The sequence below is a fragment of the Ramlibacter sp. genome, from assembly GCF_028292805.1.
Lineage (GTDB): Bacteria > Pseudomonadota > Gammaproteobacteria > Burkholderiales > Burkholderiaceae_C > Ramlibacter.
The window spans coordinates 1-11,950 of record NZ_JAQGLS010000077.1 but is presented as its reverse complement, the minus strand read 5'-3'; the positions used below and the strand labels follow the sequence as shown (position 1 = coordinate 11,950).

Annotated in this window: 13 protein-coding genes; 8 read left to right on the top strand and 5 right to left on the bottom strand. The window is 69.3% G+C overall.

All coding sequences use genetic code 11. The features are described from left to right. Window positions 1–19 precede the first annotated feature (19 nt). The 4 genes from JWP65_RS04150 to JWP65_RS04135 all read right to left on the bottom strand — a co-directional run bounded on the left by JWP65_RS04150 (window position 20) and on the right by JWP65_RS04135 (window position 2,815). Window positions 20–706 (bottom strand): aquaporin, encoded by a 687-nt coding sequence (locus tag JWP65_RS04150; protein WP_299760627.1) that lies wholly within the window; start codon window positions 704–706, stop codon window positions 20–22. A gap of 88 nt (window positions 707–794) precedes the next feature. Then, window positions 795–1,274: an ArsI/CadI family heavy metal resistance metalloenzyme gene (locus JWP65_RS04145; protein WP_299760625.1), complete on the bottom strand. Its 480-nt coding sequence runs from the start codon at window positions 1,272–1,274 to the stop codon at window positions 795–797. 15 nt (window positions 1,275–1,289) lie between these two features. Next, window positions 1,290–1,652 (bottom strand): helix-turn-helix transcriptional regulator, encoded by a 363-nt coding sequence (locus tag JWP65_RS04140; protein ID WP_299760623.1) that lies wholly within the window; start codon window positions 1,650–1,652, stop codon window positions 1,290–1,292. 107 nt (window positions 1,653–1,759) lie between these two features. After that, window positions 1,760–2,815, bottom strand: coding sequence for an aldo/keto reductase (locus JWP65_RS04135; protein ID WP_299760621.1), 1,056 nt, complete (start codon window positions 2,813–2,815; stop codon window positions 1,760–1,762). A gap of 32 nt (window positions 2,816–2,847) precedes the next feature. Here JWP65_RS04135 and JWP65_RS04130 point away from each other — a divergent pair, with 32 nt between their 5' ends. From JWP65_RS04130 to JWP65_RS04105, 6 genes are all read left to right on the top strand, one after another. After that, complete coding sequence (locus JWP65_RS04130; protein ID WP_299760619.1) at window positions 2,848–3,507, top strand: hypothetical protein; 660 nt, start codon at window positions 2,848–2,850, stop codon at window positions 3,505–3,507. 129 nt (window positions 3,508–3,636) lie between these two features. Continuing rightward, window positions 3,637–4,713, top strand: a complete 1,077-nt coding sequence (locus JWP65_RS04125) for a thiamine pyrophosphate-dependent dehydrogenase E1 component subunit alpha (RefSeq protein WP_299760629.1) — start codon at window positions 3,637–3,639, stop codon at window positions 4,711–4,713. Beyond that, window positions 4,704–5,663, top strand: coding sequence for a transketolase C-terminal domain-containing protein (locus tag JWP65_RS04120; protein ID WP_299760617.1), 960 nt, complete (start codon window positions 4,704–4,706; stop codon window positions 5,661–5,663). The genes JWP65_RS04125 and JWP65_RS04120 overlap by 10 nt, the downstream gene beginning before the upstream one ends. 2 nt (window positions 5,664–5,665) lie before the next feature. Next, a complete protein-coding gene (locus JWP65_RS04115) occupies window positions 5,666–6,187 on the top strand; it encodes a TRAP transporter small permease (RefSeq protein ID WP_299760615.1) in 522 nt (173 codons plus the stop codon). After that, entirely contained in the window at window positions 6,184–7,482 is a 1,299-nt protein-coding gene (locus JWP65_RS04110) for a TRAP transporter large permease (RefSeq protein WP_299760613.1), read from the top strand. Before JWP65_RS04115 ends, JWP65_RS04110 begins: the two co-directional genes overlap by 4 nt. A gap of 75 nt (window positions 7,483–7,557) precedes the next feature. After that, window positions 7,558–8,589: a DctP family TRAP transporter solute-binding subunit gene (locus JWP65_RS04105; RefSeq protein ID WP_299760611.1), complete on the top strand. Its 1,032-nt coding sequence runs from the start codon at window positions 7,558–7,560 to the stop codon at window positions 8,587–8,589. A 45-nt stretch (window positions 8,590–8,634) separates the two neighbouring features. Here the strand turns inward: JWP65_RS04105 and pncB are convergent, their stop codons facing one another. Beyond that, window positions 8,635–9,843 (bottom strand): nicotinate phosphoribosyltransferase, encoded by a 1,209-nt coding sequence (pncB, locus tag JWP65_RS04100; RefSeq protein ID WP_299760609.1) that lies wholly within the window; start codon window positions 9,841–9,843, stop codon window positions 8,635–8,637. Between the two features lie 50 nt (window positions 9,844–9,893). On the opposite strand from pncB, the gene JWP65_RS04095 reads away from it, so the two are divergent. After that, on the top strand, window positions 9,894–10,913 hold the full coding sequence (locus JWP65_RS04095) for a metal-dependent hydrolase (protein WP_299760607.1): 1,020 nt from the start codon (window positions 9,894–9,896) through the stop codon (window positions 10,911–10,913). 22 nt (window positions 10,914–10,935) lie between these two features. Next, window positions 10,936–11,950, top strand: a 1,015-nt coding sequence (alaS, locus tag JWP65_RS04090; protein ID WP_299760605.1) for an alanine--tRNA ligase, incomplete at its 3' end; no start/stop codon positions are given.

The following is an 11,950-nucleotide window of genomic DNA, read 5'->3' as shown; positions in this document are numbered from 1 at the left end:
GCTCCACTTCAGCGGCGCATCAGCCTGCCGGCGCTTCCACCTCGACCACCTGCCGCCCAAGCGCCCAAGCCACCAGGCACCCAGCCGCACCCCCCGCGAGTTCAGCGCCGACGAACCCCAAGGCGCTCTGCGGCGCAATCCCCGCGAAACTGTCTGACAGCATCCGGCCCGCCACCGCCGCCGGATTCGCAAACGACGTGCTCGACGTGAACCAGTACGCGGCGCCGATGTAGCAGGCGACCAGCCCGGCGCCGCGCCCAGCCGGCGCCCGCAGGATCACCACCATCAGCCCCGCCGTGGCGACGAACTCGCCCAGCCACTGGCCCCAGCCGCCACGCACCTTCGATGCCAGTTGCACGAGCTGCAGCTCGAACATCGCGTTGGCGAGCCACGCGCCCGCCGCCGCGCCGGACAGCTGCGCGACGATGTACAGGGGCACGGCCGCTTTTGCCGCCGGGGAGAACAGGCGCCTGGCGAACAACGCCAGCGTCACCACGGGATTGAAGTGCGCGCCGCTGACAGGGGCCAGGACCTCGATCAGGACGTACAACGCGAACACGGTGGCGAGGGTGTTCGCCAGCAGGGTGATGCCGACGTTCCCGCCGCTCAATCGCTCGGCCATGATGCCCGAGCCGATCACGGCGCACAGCAGGCCGGCCGTCCCCAGGAACTCGGCCAGCAGCGCGGCGGCCAGCGGCCGCTTCATCGCTCCGCGATCCGGTGGCGGATCCCCGGCATCGGCTGTCGGAGGCGACCAGGCGTTCTTCTAGGAGCGTGGACGCTCATGGACGGACTCAGCAGCAGGCCTTGGCGTCCTGGGCGGGACGGGTCTTGACGAAGGCGACCGACGCGGCAGCGGGCGCGCAGCAGGCGGTTGCGCTCGCGCCCGCCTTGGGCGCTTCGCTGAAGACGGGAATCGAATCCAGCGTCTGGAACTGTTCCCAGGCGATGCCTTGCGGATCGGTGATCCAGTACTTGTCGCTGCGCGCGTAGCAGCAGCTGGTTTCGCCGTCGTCCAGCAGCGTCATGTCGGCCTGGGTCGCGTTCGACTTCATCGCTTCCAGCTCCTCCCTGGTTTCGACCTGGATGCCCAGGTGGTCGATGCCGGTTGCGGCGCCGCGGGTGGAGATGGCGAAGTTCACCGGCGGGTCCTGCAGCATCCACTTGGCGTAGTCGCCTTCGGCCCGCGCCGGCTGCTGGCCGAACATGGCGGAATAGAAGGCGATGTTCCGGGCCAGGTCGTCGACGTGCATGTGGACGTGAAAGCGCTTCATGGTTGCTCCTTGTGATCAGTCGCGGTCGCAGCAGGGCGCCGCGGAGACTTCGCACGGCTGGCCATCGCAGCAGTGTTCGGTGAGGTAGGCCAGCAGCCCGTTCATGCGCTCGAAGTTCGCGCGGTAGACGATGTTGCGTCCGCGCTGCTCGGCGCTCGCCAGGCCCGAGTGCGCCAGCTCCTTGAGGTGGAAGGACAGGGCGCTGGGCGCGACGGCCAGGGCCTGCGCGATGGTTCCGGGGGTGAGCCCTTCCGGGCCGGCGACGACCAGGGCGCGGAACACCCGCAGCCGCTGGACCTGCGCCAGGGCCGCGAGCGCGCGCACGGCGTCGGGTTCGGCCAGGGGGGCGGTTTCTGGAAGGGGAGAGAAAGATCTCATGTTTCAAATATAGTTGAAACATGGGAGTGAGGCAAGGGCGGTGAGCTGGGGGAGGGGAGCGCCCCGCCCCGGCCCTCCCCCCGAGGGGGAGGGCGGAAGACAAAGGGTCAGCGGCGGGTGGCGGCCAGTTGCTGGCGGCGGATGTCGCCTTGCCGCTCGAGCATCCAGCCCGGATATTCCTGCGGCAGCTTGCTGGCCGCGTCGATGCGCGCCAGGTCGTCCGCGGACAGCCGCACTTCGGTCGCGGCGATGTTCTCGGCCAGCTGGTCCGGGCGCTTGGCGCCGACGATCACGCTGGTCACCTGCGGCTGGTGCAGCAGCCAGGCCAGCGCCACCTGGGCCACGCTCACGCCCTGCGCCTCGCCGATCGCCCGCATCACGTCGATGCAGGCGAAACCGCGCTCCTTGTCCACCGGCGGGAAGTCGAACGCCAGCCGCCGGCTGCCTTGCTCGGGCGACTGCGCCGCCTCCTGCTCGCGTGAGTACTTGCCGCTCAGGAAGCCGCCGGCCAGCGGGCTCCACACCATCAGGCCCAGGCCTTCGCTTTGCAGCATCGGCACCAGCTCGCGCTCCAGGTCGCGGCCGGCCACCGTGTAGTACGCCTGCAGCGACTCGAAGCGCGCCAGCCCCAGCCGCTCGGCGATGCCCAGCGCCTTGACGATCTGCCAGGCCGCCCAGTTAGAAACCCCGATGTAGCGCACGTGGCCGTGGCGCACCAGCTGGTCCAGCGCGCGCACCGTCTCCTCGATCGGCGTGACGGGGTCGAAGCCGTGGATCTGGTACAGGTCGATGTGGTCCAGCTGCAGGCGCTTGAGGCTGGCCTTGACGCCGTCCAGGATGCGGCTGCGGGTGGCGCCGCCCTTGTTGATGCCGGGGCCGGTTTCGCCGTAGACCTTGGTGGCGACGACGACGTTCTCGCGCGGCACCTTCAGGTTGCGCAGCGCCTGCCCGGTGATCTGCTCCGAGGCGCCCTCGGCATAGACGTCGGCGGTGTCGATGAAGTTGATGCCGGCGTCCAGGGCCTGGCCCATCAGCCGCTCGGCGTCGGCCTGCTGCAGCGTGCCGATCTTGCCCCACATGCCCTCGCTGCCGCCGAAAGTCATGGTGCCGAGGCAGAGCTCGGAGACGAACAGGCCGGTGCGGCCGAGAGGAAGGTTTCGCATGGAATCACTCTATCAGTTACGCTGCCCGCACGATGCTCAAGCACAGACCCTCGCTCGTGATTTTGCTGGTTGCCGCCGCCGCGGCCGCCGGCTGGTGGTTCGCGCAGCCCGGGCCCGCGCTGTCGCTGTTCAGCACCAGCGCCCGGCAGGACGCCACCAGCGGCATGCCGGTCGTCATGCCCACGCCCGGCGGCCGGCTCGAGGTGGCCAGCGTCACGGTGTACGAGCGCTTCCGCCGCGAAGACGTGAAGAACCTGCTGGGCGTGGAGCTGCCCCTGCTGGGCACGACCGAAACCTGGCTGCAGCTGCGCACGGTCTACCGCTACCACATCGAAATGCAGAAGGCCTGGCCAATCGAGCGCTCCGGCGATGCCTGGGTGGTGCGCGCCGGCCCCGTCAGGCCGTCGCTGCCGGTGGCCTTCGACACCCGTGATCTGCAGCACCACACGCGCCAAGGCTGGGCCCGCTTCAACGCCACGGAGAGCTCGGTGGAGCTGCTGCGCGGCATCTCGCCGCAGCTGGAAACACGCGCCGAGTCGCCGGCCTATCGGCAGCTGGCGGCTGACGCCGGGCGCAAGACGGTGGCCGAGTTCGTGCGCACGTGGTTGTTGCGGGAGCGGCATGCGACGAATCCGGCAAAGGCGCGGGTCATCGTGCTGTATCCGGGAGAGCAGGTCGGGCAGCAGGAGTGAGCTGCAATGACCAGGGTAGTGGTATTCCCTTAGCGGGTCCTGCGTAGCAAAGCGCAACACCCCCGCCCCTAGAATGCTGCTCAGCAACAAGATCAATTAGGGACACCCGTGAGCATCGCAGCAGCCACCATGGCGGCACTGGTCCGCACCATGATGCGCATCCGGGCCTTCGAGAATGCGGCGGAGCAGGCCAGCCAGGGAGGAGTCAGCGCTTACGGCAAGTCCGCCGACGGCACCGCCCGCGTGCGTGGCCCGTTGCACCTGTCCACCGGGCAGGAGGCCGTCCCGGCCGGCGTCTGCGCCCACCTGGGGCTGGAGGACTATCTCACCTCCACCCACCGCGGCCACGGCCACACCCTGGCCAAGGGCGCCGACCTCACCCGCATGATGTGCGAGCTGTTCGGCAAGGCCGCCGGCTTCAACGGCGGCAAGGGCGGCTCCATGCACATCGCCGATTTCTCGGTCGGCATGCTGGGCGCCAACGGCGTGGTGGCGGCCGGCCTGCCGATCGCCGTCGGCGCCGCCCATGCGCAAAAGCTGCTCAGGGCGGTGCCGGGCCGCTCCCAGGCCGCCTGGTCGCCCCCGGGGGGCGGCGACGGCGTGCCGACGCCTGGGGGCTGCATGGCACGCGCCGGCATCACCGCCTGCTTTTTCGGCGATGGCGCCATCAACCGCGGGCCGTTCCTGGAGGCGCTGAACTGGGCCCAGGTGTACTGCCTGCCAGTGCTGTTCGTCTGCGAGGACAACCGCTGGAGCGCCACCACCGCCAGCGCGCCGATGATCGCAGGCGAGGGCGCCTCGGCCCGGGCCGAAAGCTTCGGCATCCCGGCGACCAAGGTCGACGGCAACGACGTGCTCGCCGTGCACGAGGCGGCGGGCCGGCTGGTGGCGCAAGTGCGCGCCGACCAGGGCCCGCGCCTGCTGCACGCCATCACTTACCGCGTCAAGGGTCACGTCTCCGTGGACCCGGCCGCCTACCGCGACGCAGCGGAACTGGAAGCAGCCTTGAAGACCGATCCCATCGCCCGCGCGCGCGGGCAGTACCTGGCGCTGCCCGGTGCGTCGGCCGGCGAACTGGCCCGCATCGAACGCGAGGCGCAAGAGGAAGTGCTGGCCGCCATGGCCGCCGCCGACGCGGCCGAGTGGCCGCAGCCGGAGGCCGCCTTCACCGACGTGCAGACCACCGGAGCCGGCATATGGCGGTGATGACCTATGCCGAGGCCGCCGTGCTGGCGGTGACGCATGAAATGGAAGCCGACGCCAACGTCGTGGTGCTCGGCGAAGACGTCGGCCGCGGCGGCATCTTTGGCCAGTACAAGGGCCTGCAGGCGCGCTTTGGCGCGCAGCGGGTGATCGACACGCCGATCAGCGAGGCCGCCATCCTGGGCGCAGGCGTCGGCATGGCGCTGGCCGGGCTGCGGCCCGTCGTCGAGATGCGCGTGGTCGACTTCGCCCTCTGCGGCATGGACGAGATCGTCAACCAGGCCGCCAAGAACCGCTTCATGTTCGGCGGCCAGGGCCGCGTGCCCATGGTGGTGCGGATGCCGATCGGCATCTGGGACTCGTCGGCGGCGCAGCACTCGCAGTCGCTGGAAAGCTGGTTCGCCCACCTGCCCGGGGTGGTGGTGCTCTGCCCGGCGACGCCGCAGGACAACTACTCCATGCTGCGCGCGGCGCTGGCCAGTGGCGACCCGGTGGTCTACATGGAACACAAGACGCTGTGGGGCGCCACCGGCGAGGTCGACGCGGCGCTGGAGGCGAGGCTGGGCGAGGCGCGCGTGCTGCGCCCGGGCCTGGACGTCACCATCGTCAGCTGGAGCCGGCAGCTGCAGGCCTGCGAGCAGGCTTGCGACGAACTGGCCCAGTGGGGCATCGCGGCCGAACTGATCGACCTGCGCAGCATCTGGCCGTGGGACCGGGCCACCGTGCTCGGCTCCGCCGCGAAAACGAAGCACCTGCTGGTGGTGCACGAGGCGGTGCAGGCGGCCGGCTTCGGCGCGGAGATCGCGGCGACCGTGGCCGAGACGGTGGCCGGCTGCAAGGTCCGGCGCCTGGGCGCGCCGCGCATTCCGGTGGGCTACGCCCCGGTGCTGGAGGCGCAGTCGCGCGTCACCGCTGGCGACATCGCCGCCGCCGCGCGCGGCCTGGCGGCCTGAGCATGTCGTTGCCCGAACTGCCCGACCCCATTCCCGGCGAGCCGCAGACGCATCCCGACGAGCGCACGGTGGTGCCGCTCGCCATCGAAGACTGGCTGACGGTGATCGTGATGGCGCTGCTGGCGCTGATCACTTTCGCCAACGTGCTGGTGCGCTACTTCAGCAGCCAGTCGTTCGCCTGGACCGAGGAGTTCTCGGTGTTCCTGATGATCGTGCTGGCGCTGGTCGCCGGTTCGGCCGCCGTGGCGCGCAACCGCATGATCCGCATCGAGTACTTCGCCGACAACGGCCCGCTGGCGCGCCAGCGAACGCTGGCCCGCTTGGGCTCGCTGATGGTGTTCGTGCTGTTCGCCGTGGTCGCCGTGCTGAGCGCCCGCGTCACCTGGGACGACTTTCGTTTCGGCGAGACTTCGCCGGGCATCGGCGTGCCGCAGTGGTGGTACACGGTCTGGCTGCCGGTGATGTCGGTGGCGATCGCCGGCCGGGCATTGGGCCTGTTCGTTCGCCGGGGCCGCCGCGAATGATCGCGACCTTGTTGTTCGTCGCCTTCCTGGCGATGCTGATGCTGGGCGTGCCGATCGGCGCCGCCCTGGGCCTGGCCGGCGCGGTCTGCATCGCCATCGCCAACGCGGACGTGCAGTGGTTCGGCCTGCTGGCCGTGCCGCAGAACTTCTACGCCGGGCTGGGCAAGTACCCGCTGCTGGCGGTGCCGATGTTCGTGCTGGTGGGATCGATCTTCGACCGCTCCGGGGTGGCACTGCGGCTCGTGAACTTCGCCGTGGCCATCGTCGGCCGCGGCCCCGGCATGCTGCCGCTGGTGGCGATCGCGGTGGCGATGTTCCTGGGCGGCATCTCGGGCTCGGGTCCGGCCAACGCCGCGGCCGTGGGCGGCGTGATGATCCTGGCCATGAGCCGCGCCGGTTACCCGCCGTCGTTCTCGGCCAGCGTGGTCGGCGCCGCCGCCGCCACCGACATCCTGATTCCGCCTTCGGTGGCCTTCATCATCTACTCGGTGCTGGTGCCCGGCGCCTCGGTGCCGGCGCTGTTCGCCGCCGGCATGATCCCCGGCGTGATGGCCGGCCTGGCGCTGATGGTGCCGGCCGTCTGGCTGGCGCGCCGCCACAAGATGGGCCAGCTGGAGGCGACGCTGCCGCGCCCGGCCTTCTGGCGCAGCCTGCGCGAGGCCAGCTGGGGCCTGGCGGCGCCGGTGCTGATCCTGGGCGGCATGCGGGCCGGCTGGTTCACCCCGACCGAAGCCGCCGTGGTGGCGGTGTTCTACGGGCTGTTCGTGGGCATGGTGATCTACCGCACGATCAAGGTGCGCGACCTGTTCGTGATCCTGCGCGAGTCGGGCGAGCTGTCGGCGGTGATCCTGCTGGTGGTGGCGCTGGCCGGCATCTTTGCCTACTCGCTGTCCACGCTGGGCGTGATCGACCCGGTGGCCCGCGCCATCGTCAACTCCGGCCTGGGCGAGTACGGGGTGCTGACGCTGCTGATCCTGCTGCTGGTCACCGTCGGCATGTTCCTGGACGGCGTCTCGATCTTCCTGATCTTCGTGCCGCTGCTGCTGCCGATCATGACCTACTACAAGTGGGACCCGGTCTGGTTCGGCGTCATCCTCACGCTCAAGGTGGCGCTGGGCCAGTTCACGCCACCGCTGGCCGTCAACCTGATGGTGTCGTGCCGCATCGCAAAGGTGCCGATGGAGAGCACCATCCGCTGGGTCGGCTGGATGCTGGTGTCCATGGCCATGGTGATGGTGCTGGTCATCGCGTTCCCCGAGCTGGCGCTGTGGCTGCCGCGGGTGCTGGGGTATTGAATCGTCATCCGACGAGGGTTTTCGAGGTTCGCTTTTCGGCCGTTCGTTCGTTCAATCAACACATAGGAGACTCCCATGACATTCCGCCGCACCCTTCTTGGCCTGGCCATGGCCGCCACGGCCCTTGGCTTCGCCACCACCGCCATGGCGCAAGCCGCCTACAAGGCCGAATACAAGATGTCGCTGGTGCTCGGCCCGCCCACGCCCTGGGGCATGGCCGGCAAGATCTGGGCCGACCTGGTCAAGGAACGCACGCAAGGCCGCATCAACATCAAGCTGTTTCCCGGCGTCTCGCTGATCCAGGGCGACCAGACGCGCGAGTTCAGCGCGCTGCGCCAGGGCGTGATCGACATGGCCGTCGGCTCCACCATCAACTGGTCGCCGCAGGTCAAGGAACTGAACATCTTCTCGCTGCCGTTCCTGATGCCCGACTACGCGGCCGTGGACGCGCTGACGCAGGGTGAAGTGGGCAGGCGCATCTTCGCCACCGTCGACAAGGCCGGCGCCGTGCCGCTGGCCTGGGGCGAGAACGGCTTTCGCGAGCTGACCAACAGCAAGAAGCCGATCAAGACGCCGGGCGACCTCAAGGGCATGAAGATCCGCGTCGTGGGCTCGCCGCTGTTCTCCGACACCTTCAACGCGCTGGGCGCGAACCCGACGCAAATGAGCTGGGCCGATGCGCAGCCGGCACTGGCCAGCGGCGCCGTCGACGGCCAGGAGAACCCGCTGTTCCTGTTCACGGTGCTCAAGATGCACACCGTGGGCCAGAAGTTCGTGACCACCTGGGGCTACGTGGCCGACCCGCTGATCTTCGTGGTCAACAAGGAGGTCTGGGCGTCGTGGTCGAAGGCCGACCAGGAGATCGTGCGGCAAGCCGCCATCGACGCCGGCAAGCAGGAAATCGTGCTGGCGCGCAAGGGCCTGACCGAAGCCGACAAGCCGCTGCTCAAGGACATCGCCGGCATGGGCGTGACGGTCACCAGCCTGTCGCCAGCCGAGCGTGAAGCCTTCGTCAAGGCCACCCGCCCGGTCTACGCCAAGTGGAAGGCCACCATCGGCGCCGACCTGGTCAACACCGCCGAAAAGGCGATTGCCGCGCGCAAGTAAGCTTCGCGCTGGCCGTGACGAGGGCCTCCCGCGGGAGGCCCTTTGTCATTGCGCTTGCCCTCGCCCCTTCATGTCGAACACCTGCCGCAGATACGCCAGGAAGGTTTCGTCGGTGGCCAGCGCCTTGTCCGGCGTGTCCGACAGCTTGGCCACCGGCTGACCGTTGGCCTCGACCAGCTTCATCACGATGGCCAGCGGCTGCAGGCCGACGTCGTTGGTCAGGTTGGTGCCGATGCCGAAGCCCAGCTGGGTGCGGTCGCCGAAGTGGCGATACAGCGCCAGTGCGCGTGGCAGATCCAGGCCGTCCGAGAACACCAGCCGCTTGCCGTGCGCATCGATGCGCAGCCGCGCGTAGTGCGCCAGCGCCTGCTCGCCCCAGGCCACCGGGTCGCCCGAGTCTTGCCGCAGGCCGTCGAACAGCTTGGCGAAGTACAGGTCGAAATCGGCCAGGAAGGCGGCCATGCCCACGGTGTCGGTCAGGGCGATGCCCAGGTCGCCCCGGTATTCCTGCACCCATTCCTCCAGCGCCGCCCGCTGGAAGTCGCGCAATCGCATGCCCAGCCCCTGGAAGGTTTGCAGGTACTCATGGCCCATGGTGCCGATCGGCACCGTGCCCAGGTCGCGCGCCAGCAGCACGTTGGAAGTGCCTTTGAAGAACTGCGGGACAGCCTGCAGCAGCGTCGCGACCACCTCCCGCTGCCAGGCGCCGGCGTAGCGGCGGCGCACGCCGAAATCGAAGAACTCGAACGGATGCGCCAGGGCCGGCGCGGTGTCGAACTGGCGCAGCAGCGCGATCTTGTCCTGCAGTCGCCGGCGGCCTTCGGCCTGCGCCGCCGCCGCATCGAAGCGGCGGAAGTACAGCTCGTTGACGATGGACAGCACGAAGATCTCGAAGCCCATCACGTGCACCTGCGGGCCGATGGCCTCGATCACCAGCTCGTCGCCCTGGGCGCTGGCGTGGATGAAGTCGCGCTGGAACGAAAAGATCCGCAGAAAGTCGATGAAGTCGCTGCGCATGAAGCGCAGGCTGCCCAGGTACGCCAGCTCGTCGCCTCGGAACGCCAGCGAACACAGGTGGTCCAGCTGCAGCTCGACTTCGGCCAGCAGGTTGGCCAGCGGAAAGGCCGGGGCGGTGCGGCAGACGAAGCGATAGCGCGCCTGGGTCCGCGGGTGCCGGTGCAGCATCGGCTGCCACATGGTGAACTTGTAAAGGTCGGTGTCCAGCAGGCTGCGAATGACGGGCGCGAACGGCATGGGGGCCAGTCTGCACCAAAGAAGGCCGCCGCATGCGCTACGCTTGTCCCGTGGATTCCCTTTCTCAACTGGCGCTGGGCGCCGCCGTCGGGGTGGCGACCATGGGCCGCCGCAGCGCCGTCTGGAAGGCCGCGCTTTGGGGCGGCCTGGCCGGCACGCTGCCGGACCTGGACGTGTTCATCGACCACGGCGACGCGCTGCGCAACATGACCATGCACCGCGGCTTCAGCCATTCGCTGTTCTGGCTGACGCTGGCCGCGCCGGCGCTGGCGGCCGTGCCGGCCGCGCTGCACCGCGAACGCGCCAACTTCGGGCGCTGGTGGCTGGCGATCTGGCTGGCGCTGGTCACGCACCCGCTGCTGGACGCCATGACGGTGTACGGCACGCAGCTGCTGCACCCGTTCACCGACCACCCGTTCGGCGTGGGCAGCATGTTCATCATCGACCCGCTCTACAGCGTGCCGCTGCTGCTGGGGCTGGGTGTGGCTCTGGCGCGGCGGGAATGGCGCGGCATCGGCTGGAACCGGCTCGGGCTGGCCTTGTCCACCGCCTACCTGGCCTGGAGCGTGGCGGCCCAGTGGCACGTGACCGGCGTGGCGCGCCAGGCGCTGGCCGCGCGTGGGGTGGCGGCCGCGCCGCTGCTGGTGACCCCCAGCCCGTTCAACACCGTGCTGTGGCGGGTGGTCGCCATGCACCCCGACGGCAGCTACGACGAAGGCTTCTACTCGCTGCTCGATGGCGGCCGGCCGCTGCGGCTGCAGCGCTTGGGGGGCGATCCGCGCTTGCGCGAGCAGCTCGGCGGCCTGGACAGCGTGCGCAGGCTGGCGCACTTCACCCACGGCTTCTACCGGCTGCACGAGCGGGATGGGCAAGCCTGGGCCACCGACTTGCGGATGGGCCAGGAGCCGCACTACAGCTTTTCCTTCCTGGTGGCCCGGCGCGAGGGCGCCGGCTGGACCGCGCTGGTGCCGCGCAACCAGGGCTCGCGCGGCGACACCCGGGCCGGGCTGGCCTGGCTGTGGCAGCGGCTGCGCGGGCACGACGTGGCGCCGGGGGGGCCAAACCTATAATCGAAGGTCCAGCTGGACCCTTATGAGCACTCCCAACTTCACCGTCGCCGACATCCGCCAGACCTTCCTCGATTTCTTCCAGGGCAAGGGGCACGCGGTGGTGCCTTCCAGCCCGCTGGTGCCGGGCAACGATCCGACGCTGATGTTCACCAACAGCGGCATGGTGCAGTTCAAGGACGTGTTCCTGGGCACCGACAAGCGCCCTTACGTGCGCGCCGCCTCGGTGCAGGCCTGCCTGCGGGCCGGCGGCAAGCACAACGACCTGGAGAACGTGGGCTACACGGCGCGGCATCACACCTTCTTCGAGATGCTGGGCAACTGGAGCTTCGGCGACTACTTCAAGCGCGATTCGCTCAAGTGGGGTTGGGAGCTGCTGACGCAGGTCTACCAGCTGCCGGCCGAAAAGCTGTGGGCCACCGTCTACATCGACGATGACGAGGCCTACGACATCTGGACCAAGGACATCGGCCTGCCGCCGGAACGCGTGGTGCGCATCGGCGACAACAAGGGCGCCAGGTACGCCAGCGACAACTTCTGGATGATGGCCGACACCGGCCCGTGCGGCCCGTGCTCCGAGATCTTCTACGACCACGGGCCGGAGATCGCCGGCGGCCCACCCGGCAGCCCGGACCAGGACGGCGACCGCTACATCGAGATCTGGAACCACGTGTTCATGCAGTTCGACATGCAGACCGATGGCTCGCTGCGTCCGCTGCCGGCGCCTTGCGTCGACACCGGCATGGGGCTGGAGCGGCTGGCGGCGATCCTGCAGCACGTGCACAGCAACTACGAGATCGACATCTTCCAGGCGCTGATTGCGGCAGCCGGCCGCGAGACCGGCGTCGAGGACCTGTCGAATCCTTCGCTGAAGGTGATCGCCGACCACATCCGCGCGACGTCGTTCCTGGTGGCCGACGGCGTGATCCCGTCGAACGAAGGGCGCGGCTACGTGCAGCGCCGCATCATCCGGCGCGCCATCCGCCACGGCTACAAGCTGGGACAGAAGACGCCCTTCTTCCACAAGATGGTGCCGGACC